Origin of the sequence: Rhodopseudomonas telluris, from assembly GCF_042432815.1 — a bacterium.
GTDB lineage: Bacteria > Pseudomonadota > Alphaproteobacteria > Rhizobiales > Xanthobacteraceae > Rhodopseudomonas > Rhodopseudomonas telluris.
On sequence record NZ_JBHLWM010000012.1, the window covers coordinates 113947 to 135667 of the forward strand.

The 21721-nt window shown below is 64.8% G+C and carries 36 protein-coding genes; 30 read left to right on the plus strand and 6 right to left on the minus strand.

The features are described 5' to 3' along the window. Positions 1-325: 325 nt before the first annotated feature. From ACFFJ6_RS24375 to ACFFJ6_RS24400, 6 genes are all read right to left on the minus strand, one after another. On the minus strand, positions 326-1387 hold the full coding sequence (locus tag ACFFJ6_RS24375) for a tyrosine-type recombinase/integrase (RefSeq protein WP_378392822.1): 1062 nt from the start codon (positions 1385-1387) through the stop codon (positions 326-328). A 184-nt stretch (positions 1388-1571) separates the two neighbouring features. Then, complete coding sequence (locus ACFFJ6_RS24380; RefSeq protein ID WP_378392824.1) at positions 1572-1781, minus strand: hypothetical protein; 210 nt, start codon at positions 1779-1781, stop codon at positions 1572-1574. Further along, positions 1778-2146, minus strand: a complete 369-nt coding sequence (locus ACFFJ6_RS24385; RefSeq protein ID WP_378392826.1) for a hypothetical protein — start codon at positions 2144-2146, stop codon at positions 1778-1780. Before ACFFJ6_RS24385 ends, ACFFJ6_RS24380 begins: the two co-directional genes overlap by 4 nt. Before the next feature lie 14 nt (positions 2147-2160). Beyond that, complete coding sequence (locus tag ACFFJ6_RS24390) at positions 2161-2343, minus strand: hypothetical protein (protein ID WP_378392828.1); 183 nt, start codon at positions 2341-2343, stop codon at positions 2161-2163. Positions 2344-2352: 9 nt separating this feature from the next. Beyond that, positions 2353-2628: a hypothetical protein gene (locus ACFFJ6_RS24395; protein WP_378392830.1), complete on the minus strand. Its 276-nt coding sequence runs from the start codon at positions 2626-2628 to the stop codon at positions 2353-2355. Between the two features lie 114 nt (positions 2629-2742). Beyond that, entirely contained in the window at positions 2743-3441 is a 699-nt protein-coding gene (locus tag ACFFJ6_RS24400; RefSeq protein WP_378392832.1) for a LexA family protein, read from the minus strand. Here ACFFJ6_RS24400 and ACFFJ6_RS24405 point away from each other — a divergent pair. From ACFFJ6_RS24405 to ACFFJ6_RS24550, 30 genes are all read left to right on the plus strand, one after another. Further along, complete coding sequence (locus ACFFJ6_RS24405; RefSeq protein WP_378392834.1) at positions 3440-3694, plus strand: helix-turn-helix domain-containing protein; 255 nt, start codon at positions 3440-3442, stop codon at positions 3692-3694. The genes ACFFJ6_RS24400 and ACFFJ6_RS24405 overlap by 2 nt on opposite strands. Then, the gene (locus tag ACFFJ6_RS24410; protein ID WP_378392836.1) at positions 3691-4059 is read left to right on the plus strand and encodes a hypothetical protein; all 369 of its coding nucleotides are present in this window, start codon (positions 3691-3693) and stop codon (positions 4057-4059) included. The genes ACFFJ6_RS24405 and ACFFJ6_RS24410 overlap by 4 nt, the downstream gene beginning before the upstream one ends. Further along, positions 4059-4316: a hypothetical protein gene (locus tag ACFFJ6_RS24415; RefSeq protein ID WP_378392838.1), complete on the plus strand. Its 258-nt coding sequence runs from the start codon at positions 4059-4061 to the stop codon at positions 4314-4316. Before ACFFJ6_RS24410 ends, ACFFJ6_RS24415 begins: the two co-directional genes overlap by 1 nt. Next, positions 4276-6063 carry a ParB N-terminal domain-containing protein gene (locus ACFFJ6_RS24420; RefSeq protein WP_378392840.1) on the plus strand — a complete coding sequence of 596 codons (1788 nt, stop codon included), beginning with the start codon at positions 4276-4278 and terminating at the stop codon, positions 6061-6063. The genes ACFFJ6_RS24415 and ACFFJ6_RS24420 overlap by 41 nt, the downstream gene beginning before the upstream one ends. Then, positions 6060-6617 (plus strand): phosphohydrolase, encoded by a 558-nt coding sequence (locus ACFFJ6_RS24425; protein WP_378392842.1) that lies wholly within the window; start codon positions 6060-6062, stop codon positions 6615-6617. The genes ACFFJ6_RS24420 and ACFFJ6_RS24425 overlap by 4 nt, the downstream gene beginning before the upstream one ends. Before the next feature lie 60 nt (positions 6618-6677). Beyond that, entirely contained in the window at positions 6678-7010 is a 333-nt protein-coding gene (locus ACFFJ6_RS24430) for a YfdP family phage-associated protein (protein WP_378392844.1), read from the plus strand. Between the two features lie 36 nt (positions 7011-7046). After that, positions 7047-7877 (plus strand): DUF2303 family protein, encoded by an 831-nt coding sequence (locus ACFFJ6_RS24435; protein WP_378392845.1) that lies wholly within the window; start codon positions 7047-7049, stop codon positions 7875-7877. A gap of 8 nt (positions 7878-7885) precedes the next feature. Then, positions 7886-8113, plus strand: a complete 228-nt coding sequence (locus tag ACFFJ6_RS24440) for a hypothetical protein (protein ID WP_378392847.1) — start codon at positions 7886-7888, stop codon at positions 8111-8113. Then, a complete protein-coding gene (locus ACFFJ6_RS24445; RefSeq protein ID WP_378392849.1) occupies positions 8110-8538 on the plus strand; it encodes a hypothetical protein in 429 nt (142 codons plus the stop codon). Before ACFFJ6_RS24440 ends, ACFFJ6_RS24445 begins: the two co-directional genes overlap by 4 nt. Before the next feature lies 1 nt (position 8539). Beyond that, the gene (locus ACFFJ6_RS24450; protein ID WP_378392851.1) at positions 8540-8722 is read left to right on the plus strand and encodes a hypothetical protein; all 183 of its coding nucleotides are present in this window, start codon (positions 8540-8542) and stop codon (positions 8720-8722) included. After that, a complete protein-coding gene (locus ACFFJ6_RS24455; protein ID WP_378392853.1) occupies positions 8719-8949 on the plus strand; it encodes a hypothetical protein in 231 nt (76 codons plus the stop codon). Before ACFFJ6_RS24450 ends, ACFFJ6_RS24455 begins: the two co-directional genes overlap by 4 nt. Further along, the gene (locus ACFFJ6_RS24460; protein WP_378392855.1) at positions 8946-9347 is read left to right on the plus strand and encodes a LexA family transcriptional regulator; all 402 of its coding nucleotides are present in this window, start codon (positions 8946-8948) and stop codon (positions 9345-9347) included. Before ACFFJ6_RS24455 ends, ACFFJ6_RS24460 begins: the two co-directional genes overlap by 4 nt. Beyond that, positions 9344-9553, plus strand: coding sequence for a cytochrome C (locus tag ACFFJ6_RS24465; protein ID WP_378392857.1), 210 nt, complete (start codon positions 9344-9346; stop codon positions 9551-9553). The genes ACFFJ6_RS24460 and ACFFJ6_RS24465 overlap by 4 nt, the downstream gene beginning before the upstream one ends. A gap of 61 nt (positions 9554-9614) precedes the next feature. Continuing rightward, the gene (locus ACFFJ6_RS24470) at positions 9615-10928 is read left to right on the plus strand and encodes a hypothetical protein (RefSeq protein ID WP_378392859.1); all 1314 of its coding nucleotides are present in this window, start codon (positions 9615-9617) and stop codon (positions 10926-10928) included. Next, positions 10928-11551, plus strand: coding sequence for a transcription termination/antitermination protein NusG (nusG, locus tag ACFFJ6_RS24475; protein ID WP_378392861.1), 624 nt, complete (start codon positions 10928-10930; stop codon positions 11549-11551). Before ACFFJ6_RS24470 ends, nusG begins: the two co-directional genes overlap by 1 nt. Positions 11552-11942: 391 nt before the next feature. Further along, positions 11943-12221 (plus strand): HNH endonuclease, encoded by a 279-nt coding sequence (locus ACFFJ6_RS24480; protein ID WP_378392863.1) that lies wholly within the window; start codon positions 11943-11945, stop codon positions 12219-12221. Between the two features lie 154 nt (positions 12222-12375). Further along, a complete protein-coding gene (locus ACFFJ6_RS24485; RefSeq protein WP_378392865.1) occupies positions 12376-12795 on the plus strand; it encodes a hypothetical protein in 420 nt (139 codons plus the stop codon). Beyond that, positions 12782-14518, plus strand: a complete 1737-nt coding sequence (locus tag ACFFJ6_RS24490; protein ID WP_378392867.1) for a terminase large subunit domain-containing protein — start codon at positions 12782-12784, stop codon at positions 14516-14518. The genes ACFFJ6_RS24485 and ACFFJ6_RS24490 overlap by 14 nt, the downstream gene beginning before the upstream one ends. A 4-nt stretch (positions 14519-14522) precedes the next feature. Next, positions 14523-15767, plus strand: a complete 1245-nt coding sequence (locus ACFFJ6_RS24495) for a phage portal protein (protein ID WP_378392869.1) — start codon at positions 14523-14525, stop codon at positions 15765-15767. After that, on the plus strand, positions 15764-16495 hold the full coding sequence (locus ACFFJ6_RS24500; protein ID WP_378392871.1) for an HK97 family phage prohead protease: 732 nt from the start codon (positions 15764-15766) through the stop codon (positions 16493-16495). The genes ACFFJ6_RS24495 and ACFFJ6_RS24500 overlap by 4 nt, the downstream gene beginning before the upstream one ends. A gap of 11 nt (positions 16496-16506) precedes the next feature. Further along, the gene (locus ACFFJ6_RS24505) at positions 16507-17856 is read left to right on the plus strand and encodes a phage major capsid protein (protein WP_378392873.1); all 1350 of its coding nucleotides are present in this window, start codon (positions 16507-16509) and stop codon (positions 17854-17856) included. A gap of 89 nt (positions 17857-17945) precedes the next feature. Then, positions 17946-18194 carry a hypothetical protein gene (locus tag ACFFJ6_RS24510; protein WP_378392876.1) on the plus strand — a complete coding sequence of 83 codons (249 nt, stop codon included), beginning with the start codon at positions 17946-17948 and terminating at the stop codon, positions 18192-18194. Positions 18195-18248: 54 nt separating this feature from the next. Further along, positions 18249-18611 carry a hypothetical protein gene (locus tag ACFFJ6_RS24515; RefSeq protein WP_378392878.1) on the plus strand — a complete coding sequence of 121 codons (363 nt, stop codon included), beginning with the start codon at positions 18249-18251 and terminating at the stop codon, positions 18609-18611. 12 nt (positions 18612-18623) lie between these two features. Continuing rightward, a complete protein-coding gene (locus ACFFJ6_RS24520) occupies positions 18624-19274 on the plus strand; it encodes a head-tail connector protein (RefSeq protein WP_378392880.1) in 651 nt (216 codons plus the stop codon). Positions 19275-19283: 9 nt separating this feature from the next. Then, positions 19284-19661, plus strand: a complete 378-nt coding sequence (locus ACFFJ6_RS24525; RefSeq protein WP_378392882.1) for a head-tail adaptor protein — start codon at positions 19284-19286, stop codon at positions 19659-19661. Beyond that, entirely contained in the window at positions 19658-19831 is a 174-nt protein-coding gene (locus ACFFJ6_RS24530; protein WP_378392884.1) for a hypothetical protein, read from the plus strand. Before ACFFJ6_RS24525 ends, ACFFJ6_RS24530 begins: the two co-directional genes overlap by 4 nt. Further along, positions 19824-20228, plus strand: coding sequence for a DUF3168 domain-containing protein (locus ACFFJ6_RS24535; RefSeq protein WP_378392886.1), 405 nt, complete (start codon positions 19824-19826; stop codon positions 20226-20228). Before ACFFJ6_RS24530 ends, ACFFJ6_RS24535 begins: the two co-directional genes overlap by 8 nt. A 67-nt stretch (positions 20229-20295) precedes the next feature. After that, positions 20296-20727, plus strand: a complete 432-nt coding sequence (locus ACFFJ6_RS24540; RefSeq protein WP_378392888.1) for a phage tail tube protein — start codon at positions 20296-20298, stop codon at positions 20725-20727. Positions 20728-20731: 4 nt separating this feature from the next. Further along, the gene (locus ACFFJ6_RS24545) at positions 20732-21265 is read left to right on the plus strand and encodes an HK97-gp10 family putative phage morphogenesis protein (protein WP_378392890.1); all 534 of its coding nucleotides are present in this window, start codon (positions 20732-20734) and stop codon (positions 21263-21265) included. Then, positions 21265-21687 (plus strand): gene transfer agent family protein, encoded by a 423-nt coding sequence (locus ACFFJ6_RS24550; RefSeq protein ID WP_378392892.1) that lies wholly within the window; start codon positions 21265-21267, stop codon positions 21685-21687. The genes ACFFJ6_RS24545 and ACFFJ6_RS24550 overlap by 1 nt, the downstream gene beginning before the upstream one ends. Positions 21688-21721 lie beyond the last annotated feature (34 nt).

The window sequence follows — 21721 nt, forward strand, 5'->3', positions numbered from 1 at the left end:
TCCCGTTCTGCCGCATACCGAAAAACCGTGAAGAAGGCGCGGACGGTTCTATTTTACCCCGTCGCGGGGCGGCGACGTGTGGAGCTGAGATCGTGTGGGGGTGTCTTCTCGCCTGACGTGTTGTCCGCATGCTCGATCGGGCATGCGGCGCGCGCCTCGGGTTCCGACCCAGCGCAGAGCGGCGCGGCGAAAGTCGGCGCAGTCGACAACACGCCCGTCATCGCGCCGCTCGGCACTTTCAGTAGGTCCCCCCAAAAAGGTTGCGGCCAGCCTTGGGGGAGGCTTTGCGGCGCTGAGACAAATCAAATACTTACGTAGTGAGAGGTCAGCTTTCCACGGATTTTACACGCGGCTTGGGCAGGCTATCGACCCGACCCCATTCCTCGCGAGCAGCCACGTGCGCGTACCGCGCTGCCGATCGCGGGTCTCGCCAACGGCCCGTCGCCACGAGGCCTTGCACGTCCGCTCGGCCATAGCGGCGCATCCAAGTCGCCCAGGTGTGACAGAACGTGTGGAAGCCAACCCACGACAGCCGATGCGGTGGTATCCGGCGATCGGCCTTCGTCTCCTTGCCGTGCCTGGGCTTTGGCACGATTCCGCACACGTGAAGCTTGGCGCGGGTCAGACGATCTTTCAGGCCGCCGCCGCGGCGGAAGGGAAATACCTGACCGGTTCTCCTGTCTCCAGCGAACGTGCGCATTTCCTCGCGCAATTCGGCCTGCAGCAGTACCGTGCGTGGATCGTCGTTCTTGCTGGTGGCGATGTAGGCGACGCCGAGATCGAAGTCGACTTGCTCCCAGCGCAGCGCCATCGCCTCGCTGATGCGGCAGCCAGTGTAAAGCAGGAAGCGAAGCAGCATCCCGAACGCGCGATCGTCGCGGTCCGCCGCATCGATGATTGCGAAGGCGTCGTCGACGCTGAGGAAGTCGGTGACGATCCGGCCTTTCGCCCCCTTGGGCCGCTTGATCTGGATGTCGCGACCGGCGCGATGCAGCACCGCCGATACCGGCGTGTAGACCTTGCGGTTGCGCGTAGCAGGCGTGGCCGTGGGGTAGAGCGCGAGCGCTGCGGCGTCGATCTCGGCCTGTCCGATCTCGGCGATCGGCGTCTCTCCGAAATAGCTGATCAATCTGCCGAGGTTCTCGCGCTCGCCGCCGCCCCGCATGTAGGAGACGGCCGCGGCGATGAACGTTTCGCCTAGGCCGACGGCCGGCTTTTCTGGAAATTCACCACGTTCGATGCGGCCCTCGAGGAGCTTGCGCTGCTGTTCGGCAACGGCCTTCCGAGCAGTTCTTGCGCTTCGGTCCACACTGACGCCGAGGTACGTTCCGCGGATCGTGTAGTTCGGGCTCTTGCCTTTACGGGGCGGGACGAGCTTGAGGGGCATGGCGCGACCATCGTGGCGTCGAGGATGCGGGCGATGTCGTTCTCGCGGAACAGCTTGGTTCGCCCGACCTGACTGTAGAAAGGCCGCCCGTGCGCGTCTACCGGGTGTTTGGCCAGCCAATCCTGCAGCCAGCGCTTGGATTTGCGCAGCACGCCAGCGGCTTCAACCAGGTCGAGAAGGTGCGTCATCGCGTTGTCGCCGCTTTCCGATCGTGCCGCCGCTGGCGCTGAACGGCGGCCTTGTTCTGGATCGCCTTCCGCTGCAGCGCCTCGGCATGGCACGACGGGCAGAGGCGGCCGCGCGGCTGCGCGACGGGGTTGGCGTGGCAGTTGCCGCAGACGCGACCGCCGGCCTCGATCTCCGGCGGTAGGGCGCTGTCGGGATTCCAGTTCATGACGCGTCCTCCGCTCGCAGGCGCGCATGGATCGCTGCCGAGGCCGCGATCAGGCATTCCAGTGTCGCGGCTCCGACGACGTTCTCGGCGACCCGCCCGGCGGCGCGCGTGAGGGCAGCGGGGCCGAACTGCGCAACGCGTTTGGCGAGGTAGCTGCCGGCCTGCGCCATGCGCTGGCGCTGACGCTCTTTCGGCGAAAACTTGGTGGTCGACGGCCGCCGCAGGCCGCGTGCGGCCATGCGGGACTTGATCGCCTTCACCGTGTGCCGGGGCAGCGCGGCGATGAGGTCGGCGTCGCTCGCGTCTGCCGGGGCGAGACTGTCCAGCATCGACAGTTCGCGATTGGTCCAGCGGGTGCAGGGCATTGCCGGCGTCCCCGCTACGCCGCTTCGCGCATCGCCGAGCCGACGGCGTCGAGCGTGCGAAGATACGCCTTGTCGTCGTCGGTCGGGGCGATGTCGAGCGCTTCCGCATCGACGATGGTCAGGCGCTGATCAGGCGGCAGGCGGCGGTTCGCCTGCCAGATTGCGAGTTCGATCGTCGCGCGAAGCTGCGGGGTCATCACAGCCCCCTAAGCCGTCAAGACGGACAGCGACTGCGCGCGCTCGCGTGCTTCGGCAGCGTGGGCGTCGAGCTGGGCGCCGGTCCAGCCGAGTAGCTCGAGCTCGTCGCGGGTGATGCCGCCTTCGCGCTGGCTGGCCTGGCGCATGTCGTCGGCCAGCCGCTTGATGGCGGCGGGGCCCTTGAGCCCGGCGCGGGCCGGGGCGAGGGCGCTGTCGATCAGCTCGGAAACGGCAGCGTAGGGCTGGGATGGCCGGCTGGCACCGGGGCGAGGGGGGCGTCGCATGGAAATCTCCCGTGATGTTTCACGGGAAACAAACCTACACCAAATTGGTGTGGGGTCAACTCGTCCGACACCGATATGGGGTTATCTCATGAATCTGGTGTTGCGGAGCGCCTTCTAGTCCAAATCATGAATGACCCTCCCAACCCTGCCGACCACGAGCATTCCTTCCGTCATGGGGAGGGTTTCGTGGTCGGGGTTGGTCGAGAATGGTTGAAGGCGCGGCGGATTGCCGGCCCTGAAGCGCTTGAAGGTGGCGTCGCCCTCTTCGGTGCAAAATACGAAGAATTTTTCGTTGTGCGGACGGCGATCCGCCAGATTGACGCAGATATACGATCCGTCTGGCGCAACCCGGTCCATCGAATCTCCCTGGACCTCAAGCACGATCCAGTCGCCTTTCGGTAGATCGGCAAGCATCACGTATTTCTTGACGTCGGTTCGCTTCACGCCCTCCTGGGCAGCCAGCTGACCGGCGCTCACCCAGGATACCAACGGCGCGCGGAACCGCCGAAGTCCGGGGAACACCAATTGTTCCGGTGATGCCCGCAGGGCCGGCGCCAGCTTCTCTGCCCAGAGCGCCGTCATTTCGCGTTCGCCGTTGACCAGCTTCCCGATCTGCTGCTGCGACGTGCCGATCGCCTCCGCCAGCTTGGCCTGGCTGATGCCTCTCGCCTTGATGATGTCGGCGAGGCCGTTCGGATATTTGCCCTTTGGAGCCATCCGAACGAGATCAACCAAATTGGTGTGGGCTTCAAACACCGAAACGGTGTTGGAAGGCTTGCGAATCAACACCGTTTTGGTGTTGCTTCGGCTCATGAGGTTTGCCGACTGGATCATTTACGCCAACACCACCAATGCCGAGTTTGCCCGTCGGGCGGGCTGGTCGAGCGAAACCGTGCGCCGTTACCGCACAGGCGAGCGCGAGCCCGGTACGGCGGAAATGGCGGCGATCTTCAATCTGACCGGCGGCCTCGTGACCCCGAACGATTGGGCCGGTGTCGGCCATCGTCCCGGTGTCGAAACCGCCGCTGATGCTCTTCCTTCCTCAACCGAACAGGTCGCTTCATGAGCGCGAAGTCAGCAAAGCCGCGCGCCGCGGTCAAATCGGCGCGTTGCCCCGAGGGGCAACAAAAACCTTCCGAGACGGAAGTTTTATCGCCCGTCATGCGTCGGGTGCGGGCCGCCCTTGGGGAACGTAAGTCCGCAGCAAAGCTGCACTATTTGACCGATCAGTCGCTGTCGATCTGCGAAAAAACGCTGGCCGGAAATCGGTTGCCCAATGCGGCAATGTACGAGGCGCTGTTCGGGACCGAGCTGATCATTCCGACCATCCTCGGCCTGATCCCGGATGATGCCACGGACCCACGCGTCCGCGCCGTCCGCAAGGCGATCCGCCGGCTCGAACTCGACTTTGAAGACGGCGAGGGCGTGTGATGACCGCCGCTCCCGATTTTTTACCGGCTGTCTCGATTGACGCGCTCAAGGCAGTCATCGCCGGCCTGCTGCTCGTTGTGGCGGTTGGTCTCGGCATCGCCACGCTGCTGCGCGCGTCCCCGCCGCAGCGCCGCGCCGACGATCCGGCCGTCGATCCGCATGCGGAGCCTTACGGCGAATGCCCGGGCTTCTCGCGCGATCAGCTGGCGCGGTTCGATGTCGAGCGGCTGCAGCGCGCAGAGCGGGGAGGCGTGTGATGACCGCCGCCGATGCCATTTTCGATGTGTTGTCCGTCGTTCACCCGGTTTTCGCCTTCGTTATCCTCGTGCTCGGCCTCGCCGTGCTGTCGACGTGCTGCGAGCTAATCGGCGCTGCGATCGGCGATCGGATCGCAGAGGTGCGGGCATGAAATGCCTCGCGGGGCACCGCTTTGCCGATCTGTTCCCGATGATCGAGGGGCAGGCGCGCGACGAACTGCGCGACGACATTCGCGACAATGGCATCCGCGAAAAGATCGTGCTGCTCGACGGCCAGATCCTCGACGGACGCAATCGCTACGATGCGCTGCTCGAGCTGTGCGACGGCGGCGAGGTGCTGGGCGAGGGCTGGGGACATCGGGCCGGCGAGGCGCTCGATGCGGAGCTGCTGACTCCGCCGGCGCCGTGGTTCGTGACCTTCAATCCGTCGGTTGATGGCGATCCGCTCAAGTGGGTGTTGTCGAAGAACCTGCGGCGGCGCCATCTCGACGAAAGCCAGCGCGCGATCGTAGCGGCGCGGCTCGCCAATCTCGGCGTTGGCCGGCCGAAAGCGGATTCGCGCGACGACGACAAGGCAAAGCCGTTCGACCCGGCGCCTGAGCATATTCCGCCAATTGGCGGAATTTCCGCCCGGGCGGCGGCAGCCATGGTGAACGTCAGTGAGCGCAGCGTTGAGCGTGCCCGCGCTGTGATCAATGACGGCGTCGAAGAGCTTCAGCACGCCGTGGAGCAAGGTCAGCTCGCGGTGTCGGCCGCAGAGAAGATCGCCCGGCTTCCAGACGATGAGCAACGCGAGGCCGTGGCCAAGCTGCCGTCGGGTAGCCGGTCCATCATGGCCTCGCGCCAAGAGCCCGACGACGGTCTCGACTACTTCCCGACTCCGCCCTGGGCGACCCGCGCACTTGTCGAAGTGGTGCTGAAGCGGAGCGGGCACGCGGCCTCGCTGCATGCGCAAACGGCCTGGGAGCCGGCCTGCGGCGAAGGTCACATGGCGGAAGTGCTGTGTGACTACTTCAAGGAAGTCACGGCGTCGGACATTCATCCGCACGGCTATGGCCACACGGCGAACTTCCTCGGCGATATCGTGCCGGGGTTCGACGACTGGATCATCACCAATCCGCCGTTCGGCGCCAACGCCGAGGCATTCGTGCTGCGCGCACTGCAATTCGCGCAGGTCGGAGTCGCGATGTTCCTGCGGCTGCAATGGCTCGAAACCGTCGGCCGCTTTGAGCGGGTGTTCCAGCCGTATCCGCCGGCGATCATCGCGCAGTTCGCCGAGCGGGTGCCGCTGCACAAAGGGCGATGGGAGCCAGAAGGCGACACGGCGACCGCGTATCTGTGGATCGTCTGGCTGAAGAACAGCGCCCGCAAGACGACGGAGTTCGTGTGGATTCCGCCCGGTCAGCGAGAAGCGTTGTCGCGCCCGGACGATGCCGAGCGGTTCACCACGCATCCGGTGACTAAGGCGTTTCGGCCGAATGGACCGAAGGCGGTCGATGCGCCGGCTCAAAAGAGCGTGCCGGCTGCCGAGGACTCCGACGCAAAATTCGATGAGGCGATCGATCGGGCGCTCCAACGAGCGCCGCGTGGCTACCCCGAGTCCGGGGCCGCTTTCGATCCGTCGCCCATCGCCTGCGCCTGCTGCAATCACTTCGTCGTGGCGCGGCCCGACCCACTCGACATTCCGTCCTTCCTGAAACGCCGGCGCAACGATGTCGCGCTGGCAACCGCAAAGGCCTGCGCATGAGTCAGCTAGCGTCCTCCGATCACCGTCTTGGTGACTGGCTTCAAACATACTCCGGCCGGCCGTTCTGGCCGCTCGATCCGCGATCGGAAGACGTCGAGATTCAGACGATCGCGCATGCGCTTTCTCTGCAGTGTCGCTATGGCGGCCACTGCATTCGCTTCTACTCCGTCGCGGAGCACTCAGTGCTTCTTTCGGAGGTGGCACCGCCGCCCTACCGCCTGGCCGCGCTGCTGCACGATGCCGCTGAAGCCTACATGGTCGATGTACCGAGACCGCTGAAGCTGATGCTGAACGGCTACGCGGAAGCCGAGGATGCGATCCTTGCGGTTATCGGAAAGACCTTCGGCGTAACGCCCGACGAGTTCGCGGCGGTGCGCGAGATCGACAAAGCGATACTGGGCGACGAAGTCGCGCAGAACCTCGCTCCGTCGCATAAGCCGTGGTCCTACATCGGTCGGCCGCTTGGAGTGCGACTGCACTGCTGGTCGCCCGTCGAGGCGGAGCAGCAATTCCTGCACGCCTTCGATCAGCTCACCAAGCCAATCTCAAAGTAATCGCGTGGCGCGACGTGCGGCCGCGCTGTCCAGCCGCGCAGCATGATCAGGAGAGAACTGATGAGACCCATTACGGACGTTCTGCGTGAGTATCGCAAGGGGCGCGCGGTCGACCTCGCGAGCGAGCGGCTAGCCGAGTTGATCCAGGCCGTCGACGAAACCCGCAAGGCCGGCGTGCTGACGCTGGTGATCAAGGTCAAGCCGGCCAAGGACGGCGGCAGCGAGAAGACGCTGCAAATCGAAGTCAAGTCGAAGATCCCGGAGGTCGATCTGCCCGATGCGGTCTTCTTCTCCGACAGCGCCGGCAACCTGCACCGCAGCGACCCGACGCAGACCGAAATGCGCTTCCGCGACGCGGCTGATGCGGACCGCGTCGCGGCCGCGCAGCAGTAACCGCGTTCATTTCAACCCGTAGAGAGAGATTGTTTGATGGCCAAGGAACCGATCAACACCACTGGCGAGGCGGCGACGATTGCCGATCTCGCCGTCCGCGCGCAGGGCGTGCCGAGCATCATCAAGACCGATGATGGTCAGGTCTTCCTGCTTCATCCGGCAGGTTACGATTATGTCGAGGTCACGCCGGACAATTCCGTTCCGGTGCTGCAGCCGAAGATCATCGATCAGGCCGTGACGCTGCAGAACGTCGACGCGCTGGTTGCCTATGTCGAGCGCTTCAAGGGCGAGGCCTCGCTGATGTTCGCCGATATCGAGGCGAGCAGGATCGTGGCGGCGATCGACTATCACGGCAAGGATGAGCCGTCCCTGGTGAAGCATCGCGGCACGCTGGCGCTGCCGTTTTCCGAGGAATGGAAGATCTGGCGGGAGCTCGACGGCAAGCTGCAGCAGCAGCTCGATTTCGCGCGCTTCATCGAAGAGAACAATCCGGACATCAGCGCGCCGCCGGCGGCCGATCTCTTGGAGGCGGTGCGCGACCTGCAGGCGCGCCGGCAAGTCAACTTCATCAAGGCGGTGCGGACCTCCAGCGACAACGAGAATTTCGAATTCTCGGATGAGACCGAGGCGCGCACCCGCGGCGGCCTCGAATTGCCGACGCAGTTCGTGCTGCACCTGCCGGTGTATTTCGGCGAGCCGCCGACCGAGATCCGCGCGTTCCTGCGCTGGCGGCTCGACGAAGGCAAGCTTTGGCTCGGCATCAAGCTGCACCGGGCCGAGCACGTTCGGCAGGCGGCGTTCCGCCAGATCGTCACGTCGGTCGTCGAGCGCACCGGCGTCGATGTGATCTTCGGCAAGATCGGCTGAGGCCCGCCATGCTCACGCCGCACCGCCAGACTCCGAACTGCCGACGCGAACTGATGGAGCGCGCGATTGCGCTCGTGCGGGAGCGCCTTGGCAGCCGGATCATCTGCACGCGGTGCGGCGCGACGCGGCAGACGATGGAAGACCGCTGCAAAGCGGATCTCGGCGCCAGCTGCGAAGGTGGCCGTGTCTATGACAACGAGTTTTCCCGCGCGCGTCGAGAGGTGGGGCTGACGTGACCTCGCTCCTGACTGTGCTCTGCAGACCGCGCTACGCGCCGGGACCATCGGATCGGCTCAACGCGTTGCTGCATCTTCCAAAGGAGGCAGATAGCCGTCCATCGGTGCGCGCGACCCTGGAGAGCACGTCAATCGACGACGAGCGAGAGCGGCCGCCGGCTTTCAAAGCGGCCGAAGTGATCAACCGCTTGCTGACCGAACTGCGCGATCCGGAAAGTCCGTGGCGCGACGACGTGGTTGTCGGCTGGCGACCTGGTCGCCGTCCCGGCGATGACCAGATTCCGATCCTGCGCCTTCCGGCGGCATGGATTAACCGCCTCGATCGCGCCGCCGCCGGCGGGGCGTTTGATCGGATGAGCGCCGAGGCGATCGTGGCGCGCGTGCTCACGACCGAGCCGCCGGTGACGAATGAAGGGGAGGCCTGAGATGAAGGGATCGTTCTGGGGTGGATTTCTGAGTTGCTACCTCGTCGTGGCGTTCTTGTGGGGTTCGCTAGTCTATCGGCTGGACCGACCGTGGCATTCCGCGATCCAGAACGGTCTTTCCTGGCCGATCAATTTCGTGGCTCTCGCCATCCTGTCCGATATCAAACGGGAGCAGGAGCAATGAAGGCTCTTTCGATCCGCCAGCCCTGGGCGTGGTGCATCGTCGACCCACGCACGGCAGCGCAGGGCGGCGACGAATGGTCGATCCATCGGCGCGCCGTCCGCGCCTTCGTGATCGACAACATCGCCTCCGTCGATTTCCGCAAACTCGACAAATTCTGGCTGGTCGAACTTCTGACCAGCGCTGGGCCCGTAGCGGCGCGGGCTGATGAGGGGAGGATGGCGGCGTGAGCGATGATCTCATCATCGGAGACGAGGCGGCGCGAGGCATGGGGCTGACTGAGCGACAATCGCTGGCGCTGGAGGCGGTGACTAAGCTGTGCGGCGAACATGGGCGGATGCCGTCGCGCAGTGAGGTTGCGAGAGAGCTGGGCTGCGCCAAGAACAACGCCGTCAGATTGATCGATGCTCTTGTTGAGCGAGGCGAACTAGTGGCGAGCGCGCCGCACGGGCCGCTCGCTGGATTTGGTGATCGGTGCAATCCAGTTGCGGTCGTTCTCCCTGAGTTCGTCTCTCGCGAGGTCGCGGCGTTCTGCGCGGCTCATGGGGAGCGGGTCGCCAATGTTGTTGCCGACGCCATCGTGCTGCACCTCGATCAGCTGAAGGGGGCAGCGAGGTCGGTGTCATGACGCGCCATCGCTGGGGTGAACCAAAGCGCTTTCCGCCGTTCAAGACCGAGCGCGAATGCCTCAACGGCTGCGGCATCGTCAAGGTGACGCGCCATGAAAGCGAAGGGCCGCGCGACATCCACTGGCAAGAGTTCTGGCGCGACGGGGAGCAGATTCGCTCTGCGGGAACACCCGTGTGCGAGCCAGTTCCGGCCCCCGCCGTGTAGCGGCGTCAATCTGTTCGTTGCGTTCTGCGTCTCCCGACACCTTCCGGCAATCGGACTAACAATGACCACCACCACGACCAAGACGGGACGGCGCCGGCGCTTCGCTTCCGATGAGGCGCATGCCTGGGCTCGCAATCTTCGGCTCGGCAATCCGCACGCCAAGTCGCTGCTGCGCGCGATCGCCCTGTACAGCAACGACGAGGGCTCCTGCATCGCCGGCATCGGCACGCTCGCAGAAGACACGGACCTCTCGCCCGACACGGTGCGCAAGCGGCTCGCCTTCCTCGAGGAAATCGGCGCCATCATCAGGCTGCCGCGATTCCTCGACGACAAGGGGCGCGCGAACACCGAGGGGCGCGGCAAGCGCACGACCGACGATATCCGGATGCAGCTCGATGCCGACGTCGATCTGATCGAAGCGCGCGCGCGGGGCGATCTGCCGGCGGATGACGACGACGCAGCCGAAGGCTGTGATCCGGCCGATGAGGGCGTAGTTAGCCCTCGCCACCAGCAAGGGCTGAATGAGGTATCATCTGACGTCCAGCCCTCGGTTAGGACTCGGTTAGCCCTCGGCCAGCCCTCCGACTCGAGCGAGGGCCTAATCTCTGAACCTGAACCTGAACCTTCCCCCCAGCCCCCCTCCGGGGGGAGTGTGTCGCAGGCTGAGCCTGACGGTTGGAAGGATTTCGAGGCCGATTGGGCGGAGCCGATCGTGCGGCACCAGCTTGCGATGAACGAATGGGTGGCTCTGTCCGACGCGGACCGGCTGCTCGCACGTCAGGCTGCGCGGGGCTATGTCGCCTGGCGGAAGGGTCAGAAGAAGCCGCCGAATGTGTTGAGTGCGCATCTATTTCTGCGGGATCGCGGCGCTTGGCCGGGCTTCGCGGCGCGTGCGCCTGACGCACCTGCGCGAGCTGCCGAGAGCGATCTGCCGTGGATCGTCGAGGGCAGCGCCGAAGATCGCGTCATCCGCTGGCTCTACCGGCGAACGAACGTGGCGCAGCCGCTGATCAGGGCCGGCGATGGCGGCAAGCGCGGCTATCGGGCGCGGAAGCCGATCGGTGCCGACTTGCTGGCGATGGCCGAGCATGTCGATCAGCGCGCTTGGCGGCTGCAAACGTCCGATGAAGCCGGCGAGGCAACGCCGCGACGGGTCTGGTTGTGGGGGTTCTATCCGCAGGGCTCTGCCGAATACGCGGCTTGGCAGCGGCGGTTCCGGGATTGGACCGGAGCCGGGCTTCCGAATGAACGCGACGACGCTGGACGGCAAGGCATCCGCATGCCGCGGCCTTGGCCGCCACGTGTCGACGGCACATGGGCCGCCGGCGGCGCGGACGATGAACAGGGGTTGGCGGACGAAGGCGGGAGAGGGTGATGAACATGGCAGTTCGGCCGATCGAAAGCGATGTGCAGGCGTTGGTAGCGAAGGCGGAAGAGCTGCCCAGGAGCGGGGAGTTTCAACTGCTGCCGTACTACCTGCTGGCGGTGCGGTCATGGAAGGAACTCGACGTCGTCGATAGCTACCGGCGACGTGGCTTCCGTGCGTTCTGGCCGAACTATCAGGTGATGAAGCCGTCGCGGGTTGTTTCGAACGGTCGGCGCGCGCTATGCCATCGTCGGGTCGGGATCATCGCCGGGTGTGTGTTCGTCCAGCTGCGACAGAGCGACCATGCCAGCCCGCTGCCCATGGCGGATGGTATCCTCGGCGCTTTCGGTCCGATCCGCTCGCATAACGGCGAGCCGCTGTGGATCGGTGACGCCGATGTGCGGATCATCAAGCTGATCGAAGCCGGCCTCAACACGCCGCCGGCTCCTGGCTTGCCAGCCAAGACGTTCAAGGCTGGGGAGAAGGTTCGCTTTGTCGACGACGTCGAGGCGCGATGGGGAGCAGGTGTCGTTGTCAGGCTTGCGCTGCAAGGGCGAATCGTCGTTGAAATCGACGCGATGGGGCGCAAGACCGAGATCACCGTGGCAGCGCACCAGATCGAACGAACGTAAGCCCGTCCCGCTCAGCGGGAGCCCGGCCCAAGGTTGTCGACGGCGGTGCGGTGAACCGCTTCAAGCATCCCCAGAGATGTCATTGGGCGGCGTGGCCGCAGGCAATCAAGAGCTACAGCAGCCCGGCCAAGTGCCGGGCTTTGTCGTTCATAGGATGTGCGGCGGCGCCACGCGCTGGCGCAGTCTTGCTTGGACGTTCCCTTCTGTGACTTCGCCCGCTGCATCGTCGCCCGATGCGGCGGGCTTTTCGTTTCTGCACAGGTCAGCGGTACCGCTTCCGGGGCGTTCACCCTTCGCGCCGAGGCGGCTGCCGCGACCTCCAGTGACTGCGTTGATTGTGAAGAGCCGCTCGCCGTGACCCGGCGAGCGGCTCGCTGCAAGGCGAGGCGCGATGGGCTCGCTGCCTTGGAAGGCCTGGTACAAGACGGCTCGCTGGCAGCAGCTGCGGACGCAGACCTTCATCCGCGATCTGTTCACCTGCCAGTGCGGCTGCGGTGTAGTCGAGGCCGATACGTCGCAACTCGTGTGCGATCATCGTAAGCCGCACCGCGGCGATGCGCGTCTGTTCTGGGACGAGACCAACCTGCAGACGATGCGCAAGCCCTGCCACGACAGCAAGAAGCAGCGCGAAGAGCAGGCCAGCCTGCACACCCGCGGCGTCTGGTACTAGCGGCCCCGGGGGTGGGTCAAAAGTCCAGAGCCGCCCGGGCACCGGACCGGCTTGGGCCACATTCGGAGATTTTTTTGTCGTGACCGCTAATTTTGACCTCTTCGGCAATGAGTGGGTCGACTGCCCGAAGAAGCGCGGGCGGCCGGAACATGTCGTGACGGTCAGAACCCGCAACAGAGTCAGCATGTTGCTGGCGCTCGGCTGGGCGCCGCCGCGGATCGCGGCCGCACTTGGGGTCACGCCGCCGACTTTGCGTAAGCATTATTTTTTCGAACTACGTCAGCGCGACGTCGCGCGCGATCGGTTGGAACTTCGCCGCATCGAAATCGCCTGGGAGCTGGCTGAGGCCGGCAACGTCGGCGCGCTGAAGGAGTTCGGTCGGCTGCTCGATCGCAACGATCAGATGGAAGCCGAGCGCAGCATGTCGTCGCAGCCCGAGAAGTCGCAGCGCGACGATCAGTCCGGCGTCCGCCTTGGCAAGAAGGTGCTCGACGCTCAGCTCGCGCGCGACGCCGATGCCGATCTCGCGGCCGAGCTGGAGCTCGAGGCCGCGCAACAACATGCGATCAACTGACGCGATTGCCGCACCGTCTGCGCTGCCGCGGTTCGCGTGCCCGGATTGGTGGGAGCGTATTCAGCGCGGCGAGGTGCCGGCGCCGACTGTGCCGCTCAACGAAGCCCGCGCCGCCAAGGCCCTTGCGTTCTTCAATCGGCTGCGGTTGCCAGACGTTCCGGGCAACCCGCCGCTGTCGGAGGCATGCGGCGACTGGTTCCGCTTCATCCTCTGCGCGTTCCTCGCGAGCGAGGACCCTGTCACCAAGCGTCGGCTCGTCTGGGAGCTGCTCTGCATGGTGCCGAAGAAGAACTCGAAGACGACCTATGTGGCCGCGCTCGGGCTCACGGCGCTCTACATGGAAGAGGCGCCGAACCGGCAGATGCTGATCGTCGCGCCAAGCCAGAACGTATCGGAGCGTTGCTTCGAACAGGCGCAGGGGATGATCCGCATCGATCAGCGCCTGACACAGATCTTCCAGGTGCAGGATCACCACAAGTGCATCACCCGGCGAAAGACCGGGACGCAGCTCAACGTCAAGAGCTTCGACACGCAGATCGTCGTCGGTGAAATCCCGGTGCTGACGATCATCGACGAGGTGCACGAGCTGGGCAAGAAAGCGAAGGCCGCAGCGGTGATGCAGCAGATCCGGGGTGGCGGCATCACGATGCAGGGCGGCCAGGTGCTGATGATCACCACGCAGTCGGACGAGCCGCCGGCCGGAATCTGGAAGACCGAGCTCAAGAAGGCCCGCGCGATCCGCGAGGGTAAGGGCGGCGCCAATCCGATCATGCTGCCGGTGCTCTACGAGTATCCGCAAGCGCTGCAGCGTGAGGACAAGAAGCACCCGGACAAGACGTTCTGGCGCGATCGGAAGAACTGGCCGCTGCTGCTGCCGAACCTCGGCCGCTCGATCGATCCGGAACGTCTGATCGAGGACTACGAGAACAACGGCAAGGTCAATCCGGAAGCCGAGCAGATCTGGGTCTCGCAGCACCTCAATATCGAGGTCGGCGTCGGCATCTCACAGGACGGGTGGACCGGCGCCGACTTCTGGCCGCAAGCAGTCGATGAGACGTTGACGCTCGATACCTTGCTGGAGCGCTGCGAGGTTATCACGATCGGCGCCGACGGCGGCGGCCTCGACGACCTGATGGGTGTCGCGGTGATCGGCCGCGAACGCGAGACGCGAGAGTGGCTGGCGTGGTGCCACGCTTTCGCCGATCCGAAGGTGCTGGAGCGGCGCCCCGAGATCGCGCCACGGCTGCAGGACTTCAAGGCCGAAGGCACGTTGACGCTGGCCGACACCAAAACGCGCCAGGCTGAATTGGTGAAGCTGCTGCGTCGGCTCGTCGAGTCCGGCCTGCTGCCGCAGGAAAACGCCGCCGGCGTCGATCCGAACAATGTCGCCGCGCTGTTCGAGGCGTTCGAGGAAGCCGGCATCACCGACGAGCAGATCAAGCGACTGCTGCAGGGCCGTGCGCTGCAGCCCGGCCTGTTCGGCCTGGAGCTTAAGCTCGATGACGGCACGCTGTGGCATGCCGATCAGGACTTGATGAACTGGGTCGTCGGCAACGCCAAGATCGAGCCGCTCGGCAACTATGTGATCGTCACCAAGCAGATTTCCGGCCGGGCGAAGATCGACCCGTTCATCGCGTTGATGCAGGCGGCAATCCTGATGAGCTGGAATCCCGATGCGCCGGTCGACATTTCCGACTTCCTCCGCAATGCCGTGATGGTCTGATGCGATGAGTCTGCTCACCTCATGGTGGAAGAAACCTGCGCTGAAGGTGCAGGATCCGGAAAACTCCCGGCGTGGTGCGCCAGGGTCGTGGTCCGGCCGGCATGTTGGGCCGGAAGGGGCGATGCAACTCGCGGCATGGTGGGCTTGCGTTCGTCTGCATTCCGAGACGGTCGCGACCTTGCCCTGCAGCGTGTTTGCGCGCCAGTCGGACGGCAGCAAGGCGCCGGCCTCCGACCACTGGCTCTATGGCATCGTGCACGAAAGCCCGAACGCGGATCAGACCGCGGCTGAATTTTGGGAAGGCGTCGTTGTCGCGCTCTGCCAGGGCGGCAACGCTTACGCGCTGAAGGACAAAAGGTCGAACGGCTCGTTGGTCGCGCTGACGCCGATCCCGTGGCAGGACATGAATGCTCGCCGCGATCCTCAGGGGGTGATGCGCTACAGCTTCGTGCTGCGCGGAAAGGTGTACCGCGACCTGACTGAGGACGACGTCTTTCACATCCGCGGGTTTGGCGGGGGCGACCTCGGTCTCTCGCCAGTGTCCTACGCTCGTCAGTCGCTCGGCATCGCTGAAGCGATTGAGGCCTCGGCAGGGGCGACCTTCAAGAGCAACATGAAGTCGTCGATCTTCTTCACGGCCCCTCCGGGCACCAAGATGAATGCCGATCAGCGCAGCGACTTCCGCAAGATGTTCATCGATCCGTACATCGGCGGCGAGGCCACCAATGCCGGCATCCTTGAGATGGGCTTCGACGTCAAGACCGTAAGCCTGCCTCCGAAAGACGCCGAGATGCTGATGTCCTGGAAGTTCAGCGTCGAGGAAATCTGCCGATGGATGCGCACGCCGCCGGTGCTAATCGGACACGCCGCCGAAGGCCAGACAATGTGGGGCAGTGGTATTGAGCAGATCATGCTCGGTTGGCTGACGCTGGGCCTGCGGCCCTACCTGACGCGCATCGAGCAGGCGATCAAGAAGCGGCTTGTCCCGCCCGCCGAGCGCAGTCGTATCTTCGCGGAGTTCAATGTTGAGGGTCTGCTGCGCGCCGATAGTGCCGGCCGCGCCGCGCTTCTCTCGTCGCTCGGCCAGAACGGCTACCTGACCCGCAACGAAGGCCGCGCGCTCGACAATCGGCCGCCGATGCCGGGCGGCGACGTGCTCACCGTGCAGTCAAATCTCGTTCCGCTCGATCAGCTTGGCAAGATGCCGCCGAAGGCAGTGCAGCCGGCTCCCGGAGATCCAGTGCCATGATCAAAACCAAAGCTTCCGGCGACGCTGTGCGCACCAAGGATTTTGCCTTCAAGGTCAAGGCGGCTGGCGATGCCGGCGAGATCGAAGGCTATGCCTCGGTGTTCGGCGTTCGCGACAGCTACAACGAAGTCGTGATGCCTGGTGCATTTGCTGACAGCCTGGCGAAGCATACGCGCGAAGGCACCTATCCGCTGATGCTGTGGCAACACAATCCGGACGAACCAATCGGCGTCTGGAACGAACTCAGCGACGACGGCAAAGGCCTGTTCGGCAAAGGCAAGCTGCTGCAGGGCGTGCGCCGCGCCGATGAGGCGCTAATCATGCTGAAGGCTGGAGCCATTCAGGGCATGTCGATTGGCTATCGCGAGGTCGATGTTGAGCCGGCCGATGCTGGCGGCCCGCGCAAGCTGATCAAACTCGATCTGCTCGAGGCTTCGATCGTGTCGTTTCCGGCGAACCGTCGCGCGCGCGTCGACGCCGTGAAGTCGGAAGCCGCGCTCGGCGATTTCGCCCGCCGGCTGCGCGACGGCGAACCGCCGTCGATCAAGGAATTTGAGGACATCCTGCGAGAGGCAGGGGTCCCCAAGAGCATGGCCGCCCAGATCGCCTCGGTCGGTTATGCCAAAGCCATTCGGAGCGAGTCCGATGGCGGTGAGGCGATCAAGGCCGCTGTCGGCACCCTCAGCGACGCCATCGCGTCGTTGCGATCCATCTCCAAATCATCCTGAAGGATCACACCATGAAGATGCGCTTCAATCCCTGGCTCGGCTTCGCCGCGATCGTGGCGATCGCCGTCTGCGCCGTGCTCGTGTTCGATTACTCCGCTGCCGCCCATGCTCACGGCTGGGGCATGATGGTCGCCGACGCCGGCGGTGTCGCCGTGCTCGAAAAGCAGCTGACCGAGCTCGCCACCCAACTCAAGACGGCCTCCGACGACGTGAAGAAGTCGGCCGAGACCACGCAGACCGAGCTGAAGAACCTCGGCAAGGTCACCGAGGAGACCAAGAAAGCGGCCGACGACGTGCTGATCAAGCACAACGAGATCTCGGCACGCGTGACCGAGATCGAGCAGAAGATGGCGCAGCTGCGCGCCGGCGGTGATCCCGAACAGCGCAAGTCGACCGGTCAACAGGTCACCGACGACGAGGCGTTTAAGTCGTTTGTGAAGTCCGGAGGCAAGGGCCGGGTGAGCATTCAGGTCAAGGCGATCATCTCGTCGCTGACGACCGACGCCAACGGCTCGGCCGGCGATCTGATCGTGCCGCAGCGTCAGCCCGGCATCATTGCGCCGCCGCAGCGTAAGATGACCATCCGTGACCTGCTGACGCCTGGCCGCACCACGTCGAATGCGATCCAGTACGTCAAGGAGACCGGTTTCACCAACAATGCCGCGACGGTGTCCGAAACCGCCGGCACCGCAAAGCCGCAGTCGGATATCAAGTTCGATGTCGTGACGACTGCGGTGACGACCGTCGCGCATTGGGTGCTCGCAACCAAGCAGATCCTCGACGACGTGCCGCAGCTTCAATCCTACATCGACGGCCGTTTGCGCTATGGACTGGCCTATGTGGAAGAGACGCAGCTGCTCAACGGGGCGGGCACTGGCACCGATCTGAACGGCATCTTCACCCAGGCAACGCCGTATGCGGCCCCGATCAATCCGACCGCCGCCGGAAACCTCACCAAGATCGATGTGATCCGGCTGGCCATCCTGCAGGCCTTCCTGGCCGAGTATCCGGCCAACGGCATTGTGATGCACCCGTCGGATTGGGCTGACATCGAGCTGACCAAGACCGATGACGGCGCCTATCTGTTCGCCAACCCGCAGGGCGGCACCGAACCGCGGCTGTGGCGCCTTCCGGTCGTCGAGACGCAAGCGATGACGGTCGACAACTTCCTCACAGGCGCTTTCAACCTCGGCGCTCAGATCTTCGATCGGGAAGACGCCAACGTCGAGATCTCGACCGAGGACAGCGACAACTTCCGCAAGAACCTCATCACCATCCGCGCCGAAGAGCGGTTGGCGCTCGCGGTCTATCGAACCGAGTCCTTCATCAAGGGCACGTTCGCCGCGGCGCTCGCGACCTGATCCGGATCGCATCGCGAGACAGCAAGGCCCGCCGGCAGCGGCGGGCCTTTTGCGTAATGGGTAGAGGTATCCCACAAAGGAACGCAGCCATGCAGCTACAGGCGCACCAGCAGATTGCAGTGAGTGCAGTGAAGGCGGACTCGATCCGTCCCGGTGAGATTTTCGAGATCAACGATGCGCTCGGCGCCGATCTGCTGAAGGCGCATCCGGAGAAGTTCACCCGGCTCGACGCTGACGATGCCTCGAAGGCCGAACCCGCCCCGCAGAACAAGGCCGAACGTCAGCCGTCCAACAAGGCGCAGCGCAAGCCGCAGTCGAAACAGACGACCGAAAAATAGACCGATCACGACCGCGACAGGCGTCATCCGGCGCCGCATTTTGAGGAGAGAACTATGCGTCGTTTCAAGGTCACCGTCACCACGGCTGCGGATGGTACGGCTACGGCTTACACCCCGCGGCTGTCCGGCAAGATCAGCCAGATCGAGTACGTCAAGACTGACTTCGCCGACGGCGTCGACTTCGCCATCACCGGCGAGGCGACCGGCATCGGCCTGTGGACCGAAAGCAACGTCAACGCCTCGGCCGTCCGAGCGCCGCGCCAGCCGACCCATTCTCAGGTCGGCGCTGCGCTGCTCTACGCCACCGGTGGTGCGGCCGTCGCCGAGGAGATCGCGCTCTCCAGCGACCGCGTCAAGATCGTGATCGCGCAGGGCGGCAACGCCAAGAGCGGCACCTTTCACATCGTCGTTGATTAGTTCGTTCGGCAGATGGCGCCCGCGCCAATTGGCGCGGGCGCGCTTCAGGAAAAGCGCGCGATGCCCCTTGTCGTTATCACCCAGCCGCAGGACACGGTCGTCTCGCTCGACGAGGTCAAGGCGCATCTGCGAGTCGATCATGGTGACGACGACGACGAGATCGGCGCGGCGATCCAGGCGGCGATTACCGAGTTTGAAGATCCGAACCTCGGCTGGCTGGGACGCTCGATTAGTGAGCGCGAGTTGGAGTTGCGGCTCGATTGCTTTCCGGCCTGCGGCGGTCAGATCGTTCTTCCGAACGGGCCGCTATTGCTCGGCGAGGTCGGCGGCTTCGTCTACGACGTCGCGGTCGAATACGATGACGCGGCCGGTGTAGAGCGTACTTTGCCCGACACGGTGTATCGCATCCTCGATCCGGAATCGGCTCGGCCGTTCCTGGTGCTGAGACCAGACCAGGTCTGGCCGTCGGCGCTTCATCAGCCGCAGGCAGTCCGCATCCGCTATTGGGCCGGCTATCCCGCCGATGACCCGCGGATCGCCGGCTTCAAGGTCGCGGTCAAACTGCACGTCGAAATGACATATGACGGCGATGCCGACCGTCAGGACAAGTTGCGCGCGGCGATTGATGCGCTGCTGCAGCCCTACCGCGTCTATCGTTTCTGAAGGCCCGCCATGGTCGCTTCGTCATCCGGTCTCGTCCCGACCCACACGGCCTCGGAGCTGCGGCACCGCGTTGCGTTCGATCGTCGCGTGACGGCGGACGATGGCATGGGCAACGTCGAAGCCGGCTGGGAGCAGCAGTTCGTCGTCGCCGCGAAGGTCAAGGCGCGGTTCGGCGGCGAGGCGGTGACGGCGGCGCGGCTCGCGGGGCGGCAGCCGGTCACGCTGGTGGTGCGGCACAGCGCCCAGGCGCAACAGATCGGTCCCGACTGGCAAGCCCGCGACGTGCGAAGCGGTGCCGTCTATGCGATCCGTTCGATCGTCGATCCGGACGACGGCCGGCAGTGGATCGAGATCCTGTGCGAGACCGGAGCAGCGGTCGTTCCATGAAAACCGTCACGATGATGCGGGACTATTCGTATCGCCCGTTCAAGCGCAAGCCGGTGATCGTCCAGTATCTCGGCGGCGCAACCTACGACCGGGTGCCGGAGGCCGCGGTCCGCTCCATTGTCGGCGCTGGCGCCGGCTACGTCGTTGAGCCGCAGGCCACCAATGAGTGATCCGAGCTACGAGCTGCAGGCGGCACTTGTGGCGGCCCTGAAGGCTGACGCGGCGCTATCCGCGCTGATCGCGGGCCGCATCTACGATGCTGTGCCGACCGATGCGGTGTTCCCCTACGTGTCGCTCGGCCCGTGTCAGGTGCTGCCGATGCGGGCCGGCTGCATCGACGGCGCCGAGGTCTATCCGCAGATCGACGTGTGGTCGCGGGCCGTCGGCTTCCCGGAATGCAAGCGGATCGCCAAGGCGCTCGTTGCGGCGCTCGATGATCAGGATCTCGCCGTCAGCGATCACCACACCGTCCTGTTCGATCACCAGAGCACCAACTACCTGCGCGATCCGGACGGCAAGACCAGTCACGCCGCGATCCTGTTTCACGGCTCGTTCACCTCGCTTTGATCCCGCGCCGCCGGCGCACTCTCAGTCGCCGCAGCCGCGGCGCGATGCCTCATGAAAGGACACCACCATGGCACAGCCGACGGTTCTCAAAGGCACCCAACTGCTGCTCAAGGTCGGCGACGGGGCGTCGCCGGAAGTCTTCGCCGAGCCCTGCGGCCTCACGACGAAATCGTTCGATCGCTCGGCCGCGACCAGCACCAACCTGATTCCGGACTGCGCCGATCCCGAAGCGCCGGCCTGGGAGTCGACGGACGTCAGCGCGCTGTCGTGCACCTTCAGCGGCTCCGGCCTGATGGCGCGTGAATCGTTCGATATCTGGAACGACTGGTTTGAATCCGCCGAGGGCAAGAACATGCAGATCTGGCTCGGCACCATGGGCCATTTCAACGGCAACTTCGTGCTCACCAGCTTCAAGCTGTCCGGTCAGCGGGGCAACAAGGTGCAGGTCGAGGTGGCCGCCAAGGCTGATGGCGCCGTGGCCTGGGTCGAAGCGCCCTGATCCTATGGCGCGCGCCGACGACGACGTGCAGTCCTGGCTGTCGTCGCTGCCGTACAAGTATCGGCGCGAGCTGGCCAGGGCGATCAAGGAGGAGGCGGACGGCCTCGCCGCCGCCATCAAGGAGAGGGCGCCGCGCAAGAGCGGGGCACTCGCAGGCACCGTTAAGGTTCGCCGCAAGCGAAATGAGCTCGATCTCGAGGTCGCAGCGGGCGGTGACGGCACAGTGAAGGAAGTCCGCTCCGGCAGTGGCGAGGACTACGACTACGCGCTGGCAATCGAGTTCGGCACATCGAAAATGCAGGCGCAGCCGTTCTTCTACAACACGGCCCGCGAACTGATGCCAGCAATCCGCGAGCGGATCGAACAAAGGGTCGGCGAACTGACTTCGCGCGAAGGTGGCCTGTCTTTCGGCTCGCTCGCATTCGGTGTCAGCGTCGGCCGCATCCTTGGCTCGGCGGCCTTCGAAACAGCCGTTCCGGTCGCGGCGCTGCCGCCGCCGGTGCTGGAACTCAATCTGGTCGACGGAGTGTGGAGCTGATGAGTGCGAACGGAACGCGGCAGCTGGTCTGGGCGGGAGGCGAAGATACGTTCTGCCTCGCCAAGGTCGGCCTGATCTTCGATCTGGAGGACAAGTGCAAGGCCGGCATTGGCGTGATCGCCGCCCGGCTGGAGAGCGGCGCGTATTATTTCAACGACATCCGCGAGACGATCCGGCTCGGCCTGATCGGCGGCGGCAAGACGCCCGAACAGGCGATGGCTGCGGTCAAGAACCATGTCGACGGCAATCCGCTCGCGCACTGTCAGCTCGTTGCCTACTACGTAGTGCAGGCGGTGCTGATCGGTGTGCCGGACGATCCGGTCGGCCGCAAGGATGACGACCCGGGAAAAGAGCCGCCGGCGGAGGCCCAGCAAACCGGCTCTTCCACGACGACGGACGCCTCCGACGCTCCGAAATCATAAAGCTCGGCGCCGCCTTCGGCTGGCCGCCGCGTGT

Excerpts from the sequence above, each read along its gene's own strand:
- ACFFJ6_RS24375 (WP_378392822.1), bottom strand. The coding sequence starts at position 1,387 with ATGCCCCTCAAGCTCGTCCCGCCCCGTAAAGGCAAGAGCCCGAACTAC.
- ACFFJ6_RS24380 (WP_378392824.1), bottom strand. The coding sequence starts at position 1,781 with ATGAACTGGAATCCCGACAGCGCCCTACCGCCGGAGATCGAGGCCGGC.
- ACFFJ6_RS24385 (WP_378392826.1), bottom strand. The coding sequence starts at position 2,146 with ATGCCCTGCACCCGCTGGACCAATCGCGAACTGTCGATGCTGGACAGT.
- ACFFJ6_RS24390 (WP_378392828.1), bottom strand. The coding sequence starts at position 2,343 with ATGACCCCGCAGCTTCGCGCGACGATCGAACTCGCAATCTGGCAGGCG.
- ACFFJ6_RS24395 (WP_378392830.1), bottom strand. The coding sequence starts at position 2,628 with ATGCGACGCCCCCCTCGCCCCGGTGCCAGCCGGCCATCCCAGCCCTAC.
- ACFFJ6_RS24405 (WP_378392834.1), top strand. The coding sequence starts at position 3,440 with ATGAGGTTTGCCGACTGGATCATTTACGCCAACACCACCAATGCCGAG.
- ACFFJ6_RS24400 (WP_378392832.1), bottom strand. The coding sequence starts at position 3,441 with ATGAGCCGAAGCAACACCAAAACGGTGTTGATTCGCAAGCCTTCCAAC.
- ACFFJ6_RS24410 (WP_378392836.1), top strand. The coding sequence starts at position 3,691 with ATGAGCGCGAAGTCAGCAAAGCCGCGCGCCGCGGTCAAATCGGCGCGT.
- ACFFJ6_RS24415 (WP_378392838.1), top strand. The coding sequence starts at position 4,059 with ATGACCGCCGCTCCCGATTTTTTACCGGCTGTCTCGATTGACGCGCTC.
- ACFFJ6_RS24420 (WP_378392840.1), top strand. The coding sequence starts at position 4,276 with ATGTCGAGCGGCTGCAGCGCGCAGAGCGGGGAGGCGTGTGATGACCGC.
- ACFFJ6_RS24425 (WP_378392842.1), top strand. The coding sequence starts at position 6,060 with ATGAGTCAGCTAGCGTCCTCCGATCACCGTCTTGGTGACTGGCTTCAA.
- ACFFJ6_RS24430 (WP_378392844.1), top strand. The coding sequence starts at position 6,678 with ATGAGACCCATTACGGACGTTCTGCGTGAGTATCGCAAGGGGCGCGCG.
- ACFFJ6_RS24435 (WP_378392845.1), top strand. The coding sequence starts at position 7,047 with ATGGCCAAGGAACCGATCAACACCACTGGCGAGGCGGCGACGATTGCC.
- ACFFJ6_RS24440 (WP_378392847.1), top strand. The coding sequence starts at position 7,886 with ATGCTCACGCCGCACCGCCAGACTCCGAACTGCCGACGCGAACTGATG.
- ACFFJ6_RS24450 (WP_378392851.1), top strand. The coding sequence starts at position 8,540 with ATGAAGGGATCGTTCTGGGGTGGATTTCTGAGTTGCTACCTCGTCGTG.
- ACFFJ6_RS24455 (WP_378392853.1), top strand. The coding sequence starts at position 8,719 with ATGAAGGCTCTTTCGATCCGCCAGCCCTGGGCGTGGTGCATCGTCGAC.
- ACFFJ6_RS24465 (WP_378392857.1), top strand. The coding sequence starts at position 9,344 with ATGACGCGCCATCGCTGGGGTGAACCAAAGCGCTTTCCGCCGTTCAAG.
- ACFFJ6_RS24470 (WP_378392859.1), top strand. The coding sequence starts at position 9,615 with ATGACCACCACCACGACCAAGACGGGACGGCGCCGGCGCTTCGCTTCC.
- nusG (WP_378392861.1), top strand. The coding sequence starts at position 10,928 with ATGAACATGGCAGTTCGGCCGATCGAAAGCGATGTGCAGGCGTTGGTA.
- ACFFJ6_RS24480 (WP_378392863.1), top strand. The coding sequence starts at position 11,943 with ATGGGCTCGCTGCCTTGGAAGGCCTGGTACAAGACGGCTCGCTGGCAG.
- ACFFJ6_RS24490 (WP_378392867.1), top strand. The coding sequence starts at position 12,782 with ATGCGATCAACTGACGCGATTGCCGCACCGTCTGCGCTGCCGCGGTTC.
- ACFFJ6_RS24495 (WP_378392869.1), top strand. The coding sequence starts at position 14,523 with ATGAGTCTGCTCACCTCATGGTGGAAGAAACCTGCGCTGAAGGTGCAG.
- ACFFJ6_RS24500 (WP_378392871.1), top strand. The coding sequence starts at position 15,764 with ATGATCAAAACCAAAGCTTCCGGCGACGCTGTGCGCACCAAGGATTTT.
- ACFFJ6_RS24505 (WP_378392873.1), top strand. The coding sequence starts at position 16,507 with ATGAAGATGCGCTTCAATCCCTGGCTCGGCTTCGCCGCGATCGTGGCG.
- ACFFJ6_RS24510 (WP_378392876.1), top strand. The coding sequence starts at position 17,946 with ATGCAGCTACAGGCGCACCAGCAGATTGCAGTGAGTGCAGTGAAGGCG.
- ACFFJ6_RS24515 (WP_378392878.1), top strand. The coding sequence starts at position 18,249 with ATGCGTCGTTTCAAGGTCACCGTCACCACGGCTGCGGATGGTACGGCT.
- ACFFJ6_RS24520 (WP_378392880.1), top strand. The coding sequence starts at position 18,624 with ATGGCGCCCGCGCCAATTGGCGCGGGCGCGCTTCAGGAAAAGCGCGCG.
- ACFFJ6_RS24525 (WP_378392882.1), top strand. The coding sequence starts at position 19,284 with ATGGTCGCTTCGTCATCCGGTCTCGTCCCGACCCACACGGCCTCGGAG.
- ACFFJ6_RS24530 (WP_378392884.1), top strand. The coding sequence starts at position 19,658 with ATGAAAACCGTCACGATGATGCGGGACTATTCGTATCGCCCGTTCAAG.
- ACFFJ6_RS24535 (WP_378392886.1), top strand. The coding sequence starts at position 19,824 with ATGAGTGATCCGAGCTACGAGCTGCAGGCGGCACTTGTGGCGGCCCTG.
- ACFFJ6_RS24540 (WP_378392888.1), top strand. The coding sequence starts at position 20,296 with ATGGCACAGCCGACGGTTCTCAAAGGCACCCAACTGCTGCTCAAGGTC.
- ACFFJ6_RS24545 (WP_378392890.1), top strand. The coding sequence starts at position 20,732 with ATGGCGCGCGCCGACGACGACGTGCAGTCCTGGCTGTCGTCGCTGCCG.
- ACFFJ6_RS24550 (WP_378392892.1), top strand. The coding sequence starts at position 21,265 with ATGAGTGCGAACGGAACGCGGCAGCTGGTCTGGGCGGGAGGCGAAGAT.